Origin of the sequence: Buttiauxella noackiae (assembly GCF_000737905.1) — a bacterium.
GTDB lineage: Bacteria > Pseudomonadota > Gammaproteobacteria > Enterobacterales > Enterobacteriaceae > Buttiauxella > Buttiauxella noackiae.
Window position 1 is genome coordinate 260,435 of the sequence record NZ_JPRU01000003.1, and the last position, 16,015, is coordinate 276,449.

A 16,015-nucleotide genomic window follows, 5' to 3' on the forward strand; every position below is an offset into this window, starting at 1 on the left:
CATTATAATTGGAGACTAAAAATGGGAAAGCTATAAAATTAGTTTTAATTTTGTTTACTTCTATATTGGTCAGTGCGCAAGTCATTGCATCAAGAGGAGCAGCAGATTGGTTACTGAAAGAATCAGGAAAAAATAGCGCGATTGAAAAGAAAAAATCATTTTATTTCGACAATGATAATGAGATTGTTTACCCGAAACTTGCCGATATCGTTGAGCCTGTCAATTGCGAAAAAGCGTTCCCGGACGGTAGTAGCAAACTTCATTCAATATCTGATAAAGAATATCGTAAGCTAACACAAAAAAATGAAGCATTACGCAATGCACAAAAACAGAATGCTAAAAAAAGTGTTAAGGCAGTCATTGCTATTCCTTTTACCAGTGAGCAATATGAAATTCAGTTTCTAACACCATATGCACAGAAGGATTTACAAGCGGAAGAGGCTTTTGTGAATGTTTCACAAAAAATCACCATCCAATCCTGTTTAAAATTCAGAGACACATTGATTTATTGGTTCTAAGGGTAAAACAGAAAAGCATATTCGCCTGAGTCAAACATCTTTTTTAATGAGGTGATGATGAATATTGATCTTGCCATTTTTTTGATTACCTCTTTAGCTCTTTTAATATTTGTTATTTTTGTAATCAGAAAAGCCATAGTGCAATTTAAGAAGAAACGTGCCATTACAATAAAATTAAAGTAATGGCATTTTTATACGACTGGCAGAAAATCAATCAGCTAATGTCATAAGATGGCTGATAATATTTTTTAATACAGGGTTATCTTTTGCAGATTTCAGAATATTTGCATAAATAGTAATAGCATGACCATTTACAACATCGGTCTCTAATACTTTTATATTATACATTTGTGAATAGTAATCAATTAGCGGCGCGGGCATAAAGCACACAGCATTCGAGTGTGAGACTAACATCAGCATTGTATCGTAGGAGGAGACACGAATCCTCCTTGATAAGCTGCTAATCCCATCAAAATAAAAGACATATTTTTCTAAATCTATCTCTGGCGAATCCTTCGGAAGTACATATGCAACAAGTTTTTCTTTTTTAAGCATTTCCAGTGTGACTTTGCCCTGCAAGCGAGGATGATTCACCTGACACACTGCATAAATATTTTTTAGGATGATCTGGTACTCTATAATAGAACTATCAACGGCTAAAGAAGTACCAATATCAATATCAATTTGTTTTCTGCGCAACGCCTCAATTCTAGTATCAGTGTCATTGCTGAAGTTATTAAATTCAAAAATAGCATTTTGAATTTCAGTTCCTTCATCGTTCATGAATTTCCATGCCAACCAATTTTCAAGCACCGAGTTAGTTCTGATCCGGAAGAAATTTTTATCCGGAGAAGATAATTTTCTATCCGTTGAAGCTGGCTCTATCAAATTGAGAGCTGGGGAAAAGTGCTTGTAAAGATCTAATGCCAAACTTGTCGGTTGCATCCCATTTTTAGTACGCATCATTATTGGATCTGAATAATGGTCACGAAGTTTATTCAATGCATAGCTGACCGATGAAACGCCCATTCCTAAGCGAATACCAGTCTCTGTGACATTTTTGTTTTCAACCAATGCACATAGGACTCTTAACAAATTTAGATCTAGTTTTCTATTCATCATGTTAACTTTTTGTTGACTTGTTATCATAAATTATAGTCCATTTTCTACTTATCCGAATTGGCTTTCTTATTCATTGTCGTTGTTAGTAGGAATCCTAAATGCGAATATAGCTCATCGGAATAAACCAGTAATATCCTTAAGATTTTAACCCAACAAAAGAGTTGAATTCTTAAATACAGGCCTATATTCAATAGGGTAATATTTCTGCTAATAAAACTGTTTCTTTTGGTTGTGTCATAACGAATGGAGGGCATCTTCAAAGACAATAAATTAATTAATCAACATCTTACTCAAAATCCACGCACGATCTATTTAGAGTGGGTTTATATAATATTATGCATCAATGCTGTAATTAATATCAGATTTGGCTGTAATTAATATCAGACCAACCTGGAATTAATAATCGTTAAGCAAACGGAAATTTGTATTTATTCAAACCCAAGAACGGGGAATTAACATGAAAAAGCTCGCTATCGTTACCAGTATTATTTCTGCTCTCTCTTTCATCAATGTTGCACAGGCTGGTCAAGAAATCCTGTTTCACGGTGAAATCACAGAAAGCACCTGTGAATCCAATGTCGCCGGTGGGAATGACGTGACACTGCCGACTGTTTCTTCTACCTCTCTGGACGGTGCGGTAGGTGCTACAGCTGGCCGTACGCAGTTCGTTATTGATGTCACTGGCTGCACATTGGTTGCAGGCAAAACCAAAGTAGCTGCCTACTTCAATGCCAGCTCCAATGGTTCAGCCAACGTAGATAGTACTACTGGTTACCTGACGAACCTTTCCGAAGGTGCAACTGGCGGTGCAGAAGGTGTAATGCTGCAATTGGTGGATGGTACTTCACTGGCACCGATTAAAGTGGGTTACGCATCTCAGAGCGCTGATAGTGGTACAGGCTTCCAGACTGTTGTGGGTTCACCGAACGGTACAGCGCGTCTGAACTATTTCGTGGAATACGTGAAAGCAGCTACGACCGTTGGAGCCGGTACTGTGGAAGGCAAAGTAATTTACGACCTGATGTATAAATAAATCTTTATCCATAGGGGTAAGCCATTGCCCCTGCTTCACTCATTTGGAATCAATATGCTTATGCGTCATTACGCAAGAAAAACCGCCATAGTGTGTTTTATTGGGGCGATTTTAGGATGGGCCAATTATGTATCCGCAGGCGTTGTTATTGGCTCAACCCGAGTTATTTACCGTGAAAGCAAAGATGAAGTTACGGTTAAATTGACCAATAACAACCCATCTCCTGTATTAGTACAGAGCTGGATTGATAAAGGTGACGAACATATTTCGCCTGAAAAACTTTCCGTGCCATTTATTTTAACACCACCTATTAACAGAATGGATTCTGGGAAAGGACAAACCTTACGAATTACTTATATTGGGACGCCTGCACTGCCAACAGATAAAGAATCTGTATATTGGTTAAATGTACTTGAGGTTCCTGCCAAACAAAAAAGTGTTCTGGATAAAAGTCGGCTTAATATAGCATTTCGTACGCGAATAAAAATTTTCTACCGTCCAGATGGATTAGCAGGTAATGCAAACAGCGCACCAAAAGATCTAGTCTGGAAAATTCGTGATGGTGCTTTGTTGGTGATTAACCCAACGCCATATAATGTGACACTAGGAATGATTTATTACAAAAATAACGGTAAAAATCATGAAATGGAAGGAGATATGTTATCCCCAGGTGGCACACAGACATACAAATTTAAAGACCTTGCTGGAGTGAGTGATCTCTCTCAGTTGAGTTATACCGCTATTAATGACTATGGTGCCTTTGTAAAATACAATGCGAATGGCCATTAATTTTCCTTATTAGCTTTAATGGATTAAAGCTTGATTTACGAGTGAGAGAGAAGGTCGCCAACATGAAAATAATAAAAATTAAAAATAAAGAGCTAACGCGTCATAATAGCTTAACCCCGATTATTATTCTCTGTTTGGCAACATTTCCCGTGCGTGCAAATGAACCAGTCACAGAAGATACCCAACCTGTAACTGACAGCGTTGAATTTGAGTCTGATCTAATGCGTATGGACAGTAACACTAAGATCGATCTTTCCCGTTTTTCAAAAGGCTCAAGCGGTACACCTGGTGTTTACCGTGTAAGTATCATCGTTAATAATACCGAGGTTGGAGTCGATAACGTTGAGCTAAAGGAAGCAGCAGATAAATCCGTCTACCCATGTTTGACGACCAAAATACTCCAGTTAATCAACTTCAACCAATCACAGCTTTCACCAGAAGCAGTGGAAATGGTTTCTGGAAAAGTCGCCTGCGCGAACCTCCAGAGCGTTATTCCAGACGCTAAAGTTCAGTTTGATAGCAATGAGCAACAGCTCAATATCTCTATCCCACAAATTTACGTTAACCGCATCTCCAGCGGCACGGTTGACCCTGCTCTGTGGGATAGTGGAATCTCAGCCGGCCTATTAAGCTATTATCTCAACGGCTATGATTCTAAATTTGGTACTAACAGCAGCCGTACTTTTTATGCGGGTCTGAACGGCGGCCTGAATATTGGCGCCTGGTACCTGCGTCATAATGGGTCTTATAACTGGCAGCAAGATCAGGGCAGTCAATACAACACCATAAATACCTACCTGCAGCGCGATGTTGAAGCTTTGCGTGGGCGTGTCGTACTTGGGCAATCCAATACCAGCGGCCAGCTTTTCGACTCTTTACCATTTACCGGTGCACGGGTTGAAAGTGATGACAGCATGCTGCCAGATTCACAACGTGGCTATGCGCCTGAAATTCGCGGTATTGCGAAAACCAATGCCAAAGTCATTGTGAAACAGATGGGTCAAATCATTTATGAAACCACTGTCACACCTGGCGCCTTCCTGATTAACGATCTCTACCCAACCGGTTACGGTGGCGATCTGGATATCACTATTCAGGAAGCTGATGGCACGGTACAAAACTATTCGATGCCTTATGCTTCAGTTGCACAGCTATTGCGTCCTGGTTCACACCATTTTAGCTTAACAGTGGGCAAGCTACGCGATTCCAATATTTCTGATAAGCCGATGTTATATGAGGCAACTTATCAACGCGGGCTATCTAACTCAGTTACGGGTTATGCGGGTGTACAGGCGAGTGAAAACTATCAGGCCGCACAGATTGGTACCGCATTAAGTACGCTGCTGGGCGCATTTGGTGTCGACATCACGCAATCTTTTAGCAAAATTGGTGAATATCAAGACCAACCTTCTTCTCTCTCAGGGCAAAGTTATCGGGCGAGTTACAGTAAACTCGTTACCGAGACTAACAGTAACATTACATTGGCCGCATACCGCTTCTCTAGTAGCGGATACATGGACTATATGACCACAATGTTGGCTCGTGACAACGTCAAAAGTGGCCAGTCAGGCACGGGTATTATGCGTTCCAAAAACCGTTTCGCGGTCTCCGCAAGCCAGGGATTAGCTGAAGGTTGGGGAAACTTTTACGCCAGTGCATCAGTAGAGAACTACTGGAATAACGATAAATATAATAAACAGTATCAGTTAGGCTATTCGAATGTTTTTAAAAGAGTGAACTACAGCGTTAACGTAAGCCGTAGCCAAAATGCCTATGGTGCGGACCAAACGAGTTTTAACCTGAACTTCTCTTTCCCTCTATGGGAAAGCCGTGATGTGCGTTCTCCAACGGTAAGCCTGCGCTACAACCATGATAATAATGGTGGGCAAAATGAACAGGCTTCAATTGGCGGCGCATTAGGTGAGAACAACAAATATACCTATAACTTGAACGGATCGCATGATAGCCGTTCGGGTACTTCTGGCAGCGTGGGCGGTACTTGGTTTGGCAGCGTTGCTCAGATGAGCGGTACCTACAGCAAAGGGCCTGAATACCAAACTACCACTGTTGGTATGACCGGTTCGATGATTGCCCACTCGGGAGGTGTCACACTTTCTCCTTATACCGGCGATACCTTTGCCCTGGTAGAAGCTAAAGGGGCAGAAGGTGCCAAAATTGGTACTTATGCCGGGACAAAAGTCGATTCATTTGGCTATGCCGTATTCCCTTCAATGCGGCCTTATCAGTTGAACGAAGTGTCGATAGATCCTGAAGGTTCCTCACAGGATGTGGAATTTGAAAATACCTCCCAGAAAGCAGTGCCTCGTGCCGGTGCTGTAGTTAAGGTTAAATTTAATACACGTACGGGTATTCCAGTGCTGATCACCTCTTTATTTAACGGTAACCCGCTGCCATTTGGTGCAGAGGTCTTCGATAAGCTGAATAACTACGTGGGTGCAGTCACACAGGGTGGGGTGATTTATGCCAAGGTTGCCGATATGAAAGGTACGCTGAGGGTAACATGGGGTAATGGTGCTGAATCGAGCTGTAAAGTGAATTATATTTTGGCACCGTTATCGACAGATAAAGCACAGAAAAAAATACCACAGCGCTTTGATACACCTTGCCTGTGAGTACACTTTTATTTTAAATCAATGCTAAAACTACTAGTCATTTTTCCAACGACGATTTTCTAACTGCCTGGAGTATTGTTCAATACTTTAAAGTATAGAAATTACTTTACTATTATTTCCGTTGAGAAATAAACCAATACCAAGCTAGGATTTACTTTATTTCTCAAGAGGTAAAAATCTGCAATCTCTAACGAGATTGAAAAGGACGTAGTAAATTCAGAATGGATATGCAACCTATGACTAAATGTAAGAAAAAACGGATATGCATTCTATCAATAGCAGTTCTTTTTTTATTGTTCGCTAATTATTCATTTGCCGTCCCAAAAAACTGTCGGGGGACTTCGTCAAGTATTGGCGGAGACTATACCACAACCACTTCAAATGTGGTTGCACCCGCTAGCAATGAAAATTATAAATTATTATATTCATTAGATAATGTTACGGTTAATGCAGCGTACGCCGATTGCAGGGTAGCCGAGTGGGTTACAACTGTACAAACTTTAATTGACATTCCTCCTGGCGAAATAGTTACCTATAATGGGGAGAAAATTTATCCTACCAACATTCAAGGATTGGGCGTGTCAATTACTGAAGCTTTCACAGGCAGTAAAATGGATATTCCAGTGTGGCCGGAAAACGTGAGCGCCGGGAATAAATATGATAATTATTGGACTCAGTTAAAGTTTAACTTAAAGCTGTGGATAATGCCGGGCTTTATCCCACAAACTGGTACGACTCAGGTTACTTCGTTTACGGTCGTTTCACTTATAAGGCCATATGATGTTGTAAATGATTATATCCAGACTTGCCCACCAGGAAGTATAAGACTTGATGGAAATAATAAATATTGTGCGCAAGTAACACGCAGAATTGCATTTTCGGTATTATTTCAACCCAGCACCTGCGAACTTCTAAGTGGAAATCAGAGAGTAGATATGGGGACGCATCACGATACCCCGGTTACCAATAGCTCACCATGGGTTGACGCAACTTTTCAACTTAAATGTTCACAAGCTTGGGGATATAATGGGTCGATAAAAAACCCTACAAATATTTTTAACGCAGACAATGGAGTTAGAGGAGCTAACACTGTTGGAAATCAGCCCATTAAGATTAAAATAGCACCAATAAATCCTATTATTGATGCTCTACAAGGCACATTTAAGCTAGACTTGGGTGGCGCTAAAGGATATGACTTACAGCTTGCCTGGGGAGATCCCGCGGGCCAAGGGAATATACCTACTAAACCAGTACAACTTGGTTCATGGATTAATGCCAACATTCTCAACAGTAATTACAGCAATACAACTTATGCAATTGGTGCCAATGCCATCCCCGTAGGTGCCGATGGAAAGATTAAAATGTCTGCACGCTACATTCGTAATACTGAAGATGTTGAACCTGGTGTTGCTAATGCCAACGTTGAAGTAATAGCAACTTATAATTAAGGCATTGTTAGTGCGCAACTTTAATATTTTGCACACTAACAACAATTGGTTTTCCATTTTTTGAATGCAAAAAATACGACTTAATGGCCAGAAATAGTAGGCGTAAATTTAGGCCAGAGCTCAAAATTGTAGCCGCTCAGCTTTACACCGCTGCTCCCATAGCAATGACAGCTCGAAATCGATAAAAACAAGAACTAAAAATAGCGGCACAACTTTTTTATCAATCCACACTCACTAAATCCTGCGCGCAAGCCCAGGCTGAACTCCATGCCCACTGGAAGTTATATCCACCTAACCAGCCGCTTACGTCCATCACTTCACCGATAAAGTACAAACCCGGCATTTTGCGTGCTTCCATTGTGCGTGAGCTAAGTTCGTTGGTGTCTACACCACCAAGCGTCACTTCTGCAGTGCGGTAACCTTCTGTACCGTTAGGTTGCACTTGCCAGGCTTGTAGAGTTTCAATCAGTTCGCTTTGTTGGCGCACGTTAAGTTGTTTAAGCGTCACGTCTGGAATTTGCCCAAGCTGTTGCAGGCACTCCACCAGGCGTTTTGGTAACACCATCGCCAGTGTGTTTTTCAGGCTTTGATTTGGGTGAGCACTACGCTGCTCATTGAGAAGCTCATCCAGATCGGTATCAGGAAGTAAGTTAACGATCACAAACTCACCAGGCTGCCAATAGCTAGAAAGCTGCAAAATCGCCGGGCCAGATAATCCACGATGGGTAAACAACAAACTCTCACGGAAGCTCACTCCATTTTCCGCAGTAATCACTGACGGAACGGATACACCTGAAAGCACCTGGAGCTGTTCGAGAAGTGGTTTATGCAAAGTAAACGGCACCAGGCCCGCACGAGTAGGGAGAACTTTTAGCCCAAACTGCTCTGCGATTTTGTAGCCAAACGGTGTTGCCCCAAGACCCGGCATAGAAAGACCACCCGTAGCGATGACTAATTTTGCCGCTTGCACGCTGTCGCCATTTAATTCAATGGTGTAGCCATTTTCATCATGTTCTATAGATAATACTTCACTACGCAGGCGTGTGGTGACATGCCCTTTTTCACATTCCGCTACTAACATGTCGACGATTTGCTGCGCTGAATCATCGCAGAAAAGTTGGCCAAGGGTCTTCTCATGCCATGCGATGCCATGTTTACCGACCATGTCGATAAAATCCCACTGGGTATAACGCGCCAGAGCAGATTTGCAAAAATGAGGGTTTTGGCTGAGATATGCTGCAGGTTCGATATAAAGATTAGTAAAGTTGCAGCGCCCTCCACCTGACATCAGGATTTTACGGCCTGGTTTTTTACCGTTATCAATAAGCAGCACTTTGCTACCAGCCTGCCCAGCCATCGCTGCACAGAACATTCCTGCGGCACCTGCACCAATAATAACGGCATCAAACTTTCCCACGACCTACTCCCGACTATGCTTAATGCAAGGAATTGTAAAGATAGCGGCCTGGTCGCACCAGCTAAAAGCTTCTTAACAATTGCAGGTGATTGAAAATAAATATGTAAATCTTTTCACTGTTTGACCTAACGAGGACAAACATCAAGAAAAGTCCATATTTCTGTTGGCGCATTACAGAGTTGTCTTACATAATGCGCCGCGTTCATGTCCTCAAAATGGCGTAACGTCTATGGAATTTCTGTTTAATGGCCTGGATATGCATACCGGGCTTTTGTTATTACTTGCTCTGGCGTTTGTTCTCTTCTACGAAGCGATCAATGGCTTTCATGACACTGCTAACGCAGTGGCAACCGTTATTTATACACGTGCAATGCGATCGCAACTCGCGGTGGCAATGGCTGCGTTATTTAACTTCCTCGGCGTTCTGCTCGGTGGATTGAGTGTTGCGTATGCGATTGTGCATATGTTGCCAACCGATCTGCTGTTGAACGTAGGGTCCGCACATGGCTTAGCCATGGTGTTCTCTATGTTACTGGCCGCTATCATCTGGAACCTCGGCACCTGGTATTTTGGTCTGCCGGCATCCAGCTCCCATACGCTTATCGGTGCCATCATTGGTATTGGTTTGACGAACGCACTGATGACCGGAACCTCGGTAGTTGATGCGCTGAACATCCCGAAAGTTATTGGGATTTTCATGTCGTTAATCCTCTCTCCACTGGTCGGTCTGGTGATTGCGGGCGGGTTAATCTTTTTGCTACGTCGCTACTGGAGCGGCACCAAAAAGCGCCGCCGTATCCACCTGACACCTGCCGAACGTGAAAAACAAGACGGCAAGAAAAAGCCTCCATTCTGGACTCGTATCGCTCTGATTATCTCCGCTATTGGCGTGAGCTTCTCTCATGGTGCGAACGATGGTCAGAAAGGTATTGGCTTGATCATGCTGGTGCTGATTGGTGTAGCGCCTGCAGGCTTTGTGGTGAACATGAATGCTTCTGGATACGATATTGCTCGTACCCGTGATGCCATCACCCACCTTGAGCAGTACTATGCACAGCACGGTGATGTAATTAAGCATGTAGTTGATCTCAACCCTGCTATCCCGACCCCTGAAGAAGTACAGGGTCAGGATAAACCTGCTGAGTTCCATTGTGATGCAAGCCGCGCCATGATTGCGGTACAGCGTGCAAAAGAGCTGCTGGGTAATATCGACAGCTACGACAAGCTGAGCATTGAGCAGCGTAGCCATATGCGCCGCCTGCTGCTTTGCATCTCAGATACTTCAGAGAAAGTAGCAAATCTGCCGGAAACCAAACCGGACGATAAGCGCTTCCTGAAAGAGCTGAAAACTGACCTGCTGTACACCATCGAGTACGCACCAATCTGGATTATCATGGCGGTTGCTCTGGCACTCGGCCTCGGTACTATGATTGGCTGGCGTCGTGTGGCGACAACTATCGGTGAGAAGATTGGTAAGAAAGGCATGACGTATGCGCAGGGTATGTCCGCGCAGATGACAGCCGCCGTCTCCATTGGTATTGCGAGCTACACCGGTATGCCGGTTTCTACCACTCACGTGCTTTCTTCTTCCGTAGCGGGGACGATGGTTGTTGATGGTGGCGGTTTGCAGCGTAAAACGGTAACCAACATCCTGATGGCCTGGGTGTTCACTTTGCCGGTGTCGATTCTGCTTTCTGGTAGCTTGTACTGGATTTCACTGCACTTCATCTAAGGGTTGTGTCGGATGGTGCTTCGCTTATCCGACCTACAAACCAATAAATTCGTGGGGTGGATAAGCTTTAGCGTCATCCACCAAAACGACAAAAAGCGGGTCAGTTTACTGGCCCGCTTTTTTTATGTGCTCAAACTGTTAGTGCCAGATCATCAAACCGATAAGACTAATCACCACAAGTCCACATAGCGCGCTGGTCAAAATAAACTGGCGGCGTAGACGTTCACAGCGGCGAATAAACTCATCATCATGATGGTCAAGATATCGCTGGGCATAGATATAACTCACTAAGCGAATCTGTTTGCTGGGCTGGCCATGAGCGGTAAAAAAACCACCTCCATCGACGTATTGATACAACAACGGATCGCATCCGCGTAATACCACCAGCAGCGCACGCAAAGATGAGTAATAGCGCGCCATATTCACAACACAAACTACACAAAGCGCCCAGAAAAGCGCGACGGTGCTGATCATCATAATTCCCCTCCCGGTGAAGCCCCAGAACATCACTCCAGGGCAACCGCTCACCCCGAAAACCAGAAAGACCGTTTAGCGAGCCCAAAAAGCCGATCCGGCTCACATAACTATACCCAATGGATTTCGAGTTGCAGGCAGGCGGCAGGAGAATGAGTCCCGATAAGCTTACACTGGTAAGCGATTCGGGCGATTGAACGCAGCCAACGCACATGCAACTTGAAAGACGACGGATATATTCCGGAACGGCTTATTTAATAGTGTAGGAGATCCGCTAATTTTTTTGCCACATCATTAATCTTTATCAAAACGATAACGGCTATTTGGGGCTTCAATGTATACAACGGTGGCACATTGACGATTTCTATCATTCGCTATAGGGTAGAAATATCATCTACAATTTAGGTCGTTACACTCGGGTAGCACCGCTGAAGTGTATAGTGTTTCCCGACCAGGCTGGTCATCGACAACTTATGGAAGGAGTAAAATTATGGCTTACAAACACATTTTGATCGCGGTAGACCTCTCCCCGGAGAGCAAAGTACTGGTGGAAAAAGCAGTTTCTATGGCTCGCCCATACAACGCGAAGGTTTCCCTGATTCATGTTGATGTAAATTACTCCGATCTCTATACCGGACTGATTGATGTAAATCTGGGCGATATGCAGAAGCGTATTTCTGAAGAAACCCACCACGCGTTAAGCGAACTGTCTACTGGCGCAGGTTATCCGATTACTGAAACGCTGAGCGGTAGCGGCGATCTGGGCCAGGTTCTGGTAGATGCCATTAAGAAATACGACATGGATTTGGTAGTTTGCGGTCATCACCAGGATTTCTGGAGCAAACTGATGTCTTCCGCACGTCAGCTGATCAACACCGTCCACGTGGATATGTTGATTGTTCCATTGCGTGACGAAGACGAAGATTAAAAGCTAGCGGTGACTAAACCGTAGGGCGGATAAGCGAAAGCGTCATCCGCCAGTTCTGACATAGCGGCGGATGGCGCAAGCTCATCCGCCCTACGTTTTACACCACGACTGCCGTACCCGAATAAATATCAAAACGGTGGCCTTTGGTCACCACAGCGTTATGCGTCTCCACGCCGCCAAGCGGTGGCGCGTAGTCAGGGCGTTTTACCACCACGCGTTTGGTTGCCAGTTTTTGCGCAGGCAACAGCAAACCATCTGCATCTTCATCCGGCCCCACCAGCGACTGAAACACACGCATTTCCTTCTTCACCAGCGCGCTTTTCTGCTTATGCGGGAACATCGGGTCGAGATAGACCACTTCCGGGCGCGGTGTAATATCGCTTAACGCCGTCAGGCTGGACGCATGAATCAGTTGCAAACGTTCCTGCAACCACCCGCCAATTTCCGCATCCTGATAACCACGGCGCAAGCCGTCGTCAAGCAGTGCCGCAACCACCGGGTTACGCTCCAGCATTCGCACTCGGCAGCCTACAGATGCCAGCACAAATGCATCGCGCCCAAGCCCTGCCGTCGCGTCGACCACATCCGGCAGATAGCCACTTTTGATGCCAACAGCTTTTGCCACCGCTTCGCCACGCCCGCCGCCAAACTTACGGCGATGCGCCATCGCGCCCGAGACAAAATCGACAAAAATGCCGCCGAGTTTTGGCTCGTCACGCTTACGCAATTCCAGGTGCTCCGGCGTCAAAACCAATGCCATCAGGGAATCTTCGTCGTGCGTCAAACCCCAACGTTCACTCAAAAGTGATAAGGCGCCGGGTTCGGCGCCTGATTCAGTCAATAAACAGATTTTCACGGAATGAATTAGCCCTTGATGCCGTAATGAGCAAGCATCGCGTCGAGCTGAGGCTCACGGCCACGGAAGCGTTTGAACAGCTCCATTGGTTCTTCAGAACCGCCACGGGTCAGAATATTATCCAGGAATGACTGTCCGGTTTCGCGGTTGAAAATACCCTCTTCTTCAAAACGCGAGAACGCATCGGCTGCCAGCACATCGGCCCATAAGTAGCTGTAGTAACCCGCGGCATACCCACCTGCAAAGATGTGGCTGAAGGCGTGTGGGAAACGGCCCCATTTTGGCGATGGCACAACCGCAACCAGCTTCTTGATCTCATACAGAGTATCCAGCACTTTCGCGCCTTGCTCCGGGTTGAATTCAGCATGTAAACGGAAGTCGAACAGGCCGAACTCGAGCTGGCGCAGAATAAACAGTGCTGCCTGGTAGTTTTTCGCCGCCAGCATTTTATCCAGCAACTCTTTTGGCAACGGCTCGCCCGTTTCAAAATGGCCAGAGATAAACGCCAGTGCATCAGGCTCCCAGCACCAGTTTTCCATAAACTGGCTTGGCAATTCGACCGCATCCCATGGCACACCGTTGATGCCGGAAACGCCCGCAGTTTCAACTTTAGTCAGCATGTGGTGCAAACCGTGGCCAAACTCATGGAACAGGGTGATCACTTCGTCATGAGTAAACAGCGCAGGTTTGCCATTTACAGGGCGGTTAAAGTTACAGGTCAGGTAAGCGACTGGTTTTTGCAGCGAACCGTCCGCTTTACGCATCTGGCCTACACAGTCGTCCATCCACGCCCCACCACGCTTGTTTTCACGAGCATAGAGGTCGAGGTAGAAGCTACCGCGCAATTCGCCTTTTTCATCATACAGTTCGAAGAAACGCACATCAGAATGCCAGACGTCGATGTCTTTGCGCTCTTTTGCGGTGATGCCGTAAATGCGTTTCACCACTTCAAACAGGCCGTTGACCGCGCGATCTTCCGGGAAGTACGGGCGTAGTTGCTCGTCGCTGATGCTGTAGAGATGCTGTTTCTGTTTTTCGCTGTAATACGTGATATCCCACGGCTCCAGCTCATCAACATTGAACTCTTTTTTGGTAAACGCACGCAATTGCGCCAGTTCAGCTTCGCCCTGTGGACGCGCACGTTTCGCAAGATCGGTTAAGAACTCCAGGACCTGCTGCGGGTTTTCAGCCATTTTGGTGGCCAGTGATTTTTCCGCATAGTTGCCAAAGCCCAGCAGTTCCGCCAGTTCATGACGCAGTGCCAGAATCTCTTCCATTACCGGGGTGTTGTCCCACTTGCCCGCATTCGGGCCTTGATCAGACGCGCGAGTGGCATAAGCACGATACATCTCTTCGCGCAGTTCGCGGTTGTCACAGTAAGTAAGTACTGGCAAATAGCTTGGAATATCCAGCGTCAGCAGCCAGCCATCTTGCTCTTTGGCTTCTGCCTGAGCGCGAGCCGCCGCCAGCGCGCTTTCCGGCATCCCGGAAAGTTGTGCTTCATCGGTAATCAGTTTCGTCCAGCCCTGAGTCGCATCCAGCACGTTGTTGCTATAGGTCGAACCCAGTTCAGACAAGCGCGCAGCGATTTCGCCATAACGCTTCTGTTTTTCTTCCGGCAAGCCAATGCCAGAGAGCTCGAAATCACGCAGAGCGTTATCAACGGCCTTTTTCTCAGCAACGCTGAGATCGGCATAAAACGCGCCATCGCGCAGGTCGCGATACGCCTGATAGAGCCCTTCGTTCTGCCCAACCCAAGTGCTGTATTCAGACAGCAGCGGCAGCGTCTGCTCATAGGCTTCACGCAGCTCCGGGCTGTTTTGTACCGAATTCAGATGGCTGACAGGTGAGAAAATGCGGCCCAGACGGTCATCAACTTCAGCCAGCGGCTGGCAAAGATTTTCCCAGTTATAAGGCGCGCCCTGTGCCACCACACTTTCGACTTTCGCACGGCAATCATCCAGCGCTTGCTGCACGGCTGGGACAATATGTTCAGGTTTGAGAGAGGAAAACGGCGGCAGGTCGAAAGGCGTTAACAATGGATTAGTCATAAGCGCGGTTCCTGATATCTGAGAAGTGGAGCGCGGCTGGCCGCGCTACAAAAGCTATACCCTTTAACATGAGGCTTAGTGTAGTTAATTTCAATGCCAGGCGGGGAGCATAAGGCTGTATACTGTGCAGAATAGTTGTTCTTCTTTTGCCTTTGGAAACCCCTCAAGCCATGCTCAGTTATCGTCACAGCTTTCACGCCGGCAACCATGCCGACGTACTGAAACACACCGTTCAAAGTCTGATTATTGAATCCTTAAAAGAGAAGGATAAGCCTTTTCTGTATCTGGATACTCATGCAGGCGCTGGCCGATACAAACTGAGCAGCGAACATGCTGAGCGCACGGGTGAATATCTCGAAGGGATCGGCCGCATCTGGCAACACGATGATTTGCCAGCGGAACTTGAGCCGTACATTAATGCGGTTAAAGCCTATAACCACAGCGGCCAACTGCGTTACTACCCAGGCTCCCCGCTGATTGCGCGCCAGCTTCTGCGCGAGCAAGACAGCCTGCAACTGACCGAACTGCATCCGTCTGATTTCCCGCTGCTGCGCTCTGAATTTCAGAAAGACAACCGCGCGCGCGTTGAACGCGCTGACGGTTACACCCAGTTAAAATCAAAACTGCCTCCGGTTTCGCGTCGTGGTCTGATTCTTATCGACCCGCCATATGAAATTAAAACCGACTACCAGGCGGTCGTCACGGGTATCAGCGAAGGTTACAAACGTTTTGCGACAGGCACGTATGCATTGTGGTATCCGGTAGTCATGCGCCAGCAGATCAAACGTATGCTGCGTGAGCTGGAAGAAACGGGCATTCGCCGTATTTTGCAAATTGAGCTGGCGGTACTTCCGGATAGTGACCGCCGTGGTATGACTGCTTCTGGCATGATTGTTATCAACCCACCGTGGAAGCTGGAGCAGCAAATGGCTAATGTACTGCCGTGGCTGCATAAAACGCTGGTTCCGGCTGGCACCGGTTCAACCACATTAAGCTGGGTTGTGCCTGAGTAAA

The 16,015-nt window shown here is 45.9% G+C and carries 13 protein-coding genes; 8 read left to right on the top strand and 5 right to left on the bottom strand.

Going from position 1 to position 16,015, the window contains the following annotated elements; all coding sequences use genetic code 11:
* Positions 1-8 precede the first annotated feature (8 nt).
* Complete coding sequence (locus IX31_RS17080; RefSeq protein ID WP_034460556.1) at positions 9-518, top strand: hypothetical protein; 510 nt, start codon at positions 9-11, stop codon at positions 516-518.
* Positions 519-728: 210 nt separating this feature from the next.
* Here the strand turns inward: IX31_RS17080 and IX31_RS17085 are convergent, their stop codons facing one another.
* Positions 729-1,667 (bottom strand): LysR family transcriptional regulator, encoded by a 939-nt coding sequence (locus tag IX31_RS17085; RefSeq protein ID WP_081908674.1) that lies wholly within the window; start codon positions 1,665-1,667, stop codon positions 729-731.
* A 430-nt stretch (positions 1,668-2,097) separates the two neighbouring features.
* On the opposite strand from IX31_RS17085, the gene IX31_RS17090 reads away from it, so the two are divergent.
* From IX31_RS17090 to IX31_RS17105, 4 genes are all read left to right on the top strand, one after another.
* Entirely contained in the window at positions 2,098-2,673 is a 576-nt protein-coding gene (locus tag IX31_RS17090) for a fimbrial protein (RefSeq protein WP_034460557.1), read from the top strand.
* 54 nt (positions 2,674-2,727) lie between these two features.
* Entirely contained in the window at positions 2,728-3,462 is a 735-nt protein-coding gene (locus IX31_RS17095; RefSeq protein WP_122974049.1) for a fimbrial biogenesis chaperone, read from the top strand.
* Between the two features lie 62 nt (positions 3,463-3,524).
* Positions 3,525-6,095 carry a fimbria/pilus outer membrane usher protein gene (locus IX31_RS17100; RefSeq protein ID WP_072009473.1) on the top strand — a complete coding sequence of 857 codons (2,571 nt, stop codon included), beginning with the start codon at positions 3,525-3,527 and terminating at the stop codon, positions 6,093-6,095.
* Between the two features lie 221 nt (positions 6,096-6,316).
* Positions 6,317-7,543, top strand: coding sequence for a hypothetical protein (locus IX31_RS17105; protein ID WP_157837381.1), 1,227 nt, complete (start codon positions 6,317-6,319; stop codon positions 7,541-7,543).
* Positions 7,544-7,763: 220 nt separating this feature from the next.
* Here IX31_RS17105 and IX31_RS17110 read toward each other — a convergent pair whose 3' ends face one another.
* Complete coding sequence (locus IX31_RS17110) at positions 7,764-8,960, bottom strand: BaiN/RdsA family NAD(P)/FAD-dependent oxidoreductase (RefSeq protein ID WP_034460559.1); 1,197 nt, start codon at positions 8,958-8,960, stop codon at positions 7,764-7,766.
* Between the two features lie 229 nt (positions 8,961-9,189).
* On the opposite strand from IX31_RS17110, the gene pitA reads away from it, so the two are divergent.
* Complete coding sequence (pitA, locus tag IX31_RS17115) at positions 9,190-10,692, top strand: inorganic phosphate transporter PitA (protein WP_034460560.1); 1,503 nt, start codon at positions 9,190-9,192, stop codon at positions 10,690-10,692.
* A gap of 138 nt (positions 10,693-10,830) precedes the next feature.
* Here the strand turns inward: pitA and uspB are convergent, their stop codons facing one another.
* Positions 10,831-11,166 carry a universal stress protein UspB gene (gene uspB / locus IX31_RS17120; protein ID WP_034460561.1) on the bottom strand — a complete coding sequence of 112 codons (336 nt, stop codon included), beginning with the start codon at positions 11,164-11,166 and terminating at the stop codon, positions 10,831-10,833.
* A 490-nt stretch (positions 11,167-11,656) separates the two neighbouring features.
* On the opposite strand from uspB, the gene uspA reads away from it, so the two are divergent.
* Positions 11,657-12,094 carry a universal stress protein UspA gene (gene uspA, locus IX31_RS17125; protein ID WP_034460563.1) on the top strand — a complete coding sequence of 146 codons (438 nt, stop codon included), beginning with the start codon at positions 11,657-11,659 and terminating at the stop codon, positions 12,092-12,094.
* A gap of 97 nt (positions 12,095-12,191) precedes the next feature.
* On the opposite strand, the gene rsmJ is transcribed toward uspA, so the two are convergent.
* Complete coding sequence (gene rsmJ / locus IX31_RS17130; protein ID WP_034460564.1) at positions 12,192-12,950, bottom strand: 16S rRNA (guanine(1516)-N(2))-methyltransferase RsmJ; 759 nt, start codon at positions 12,948-12,950, stop codon at positions 12,192-12,194.
* Between the two features lie 8 nt (positions 12,951-12,958).
* Positions 12,959-15,001 carry an oligopeptidase A gene (prlC, locus tag IX31_RS17135; RefSeq protein ID WP_034460566.1) on the bottom strand — a complete coding sequence of 681 codons (2,043 nt, stop codon included), beginning with the start codon at positions 14,999-15,001 and terminating at the stop codon, positions 12,959-12,961.
* A 170-nt stretch (positions 15,002-15,171) separates the two neighbouring features.
* Between prlC and IX31_RS17140 the strand changes: the two genes are divergently transcribed.
* Positions 15,172-16,014: a 23S rRNA (adenine(2030)-N(6))-methyltransferase RlmJ gene (locus IX31_RS17140; RefSeq protein ID WP_034460568.1), complete on the top strand. Its 843-nt coding sequence runs from the start codon at positions 15,172-15,174 to the stop codon at positions 16,012-16,014.
* Position 16,015: the final 1 nt, after the last annotated feature.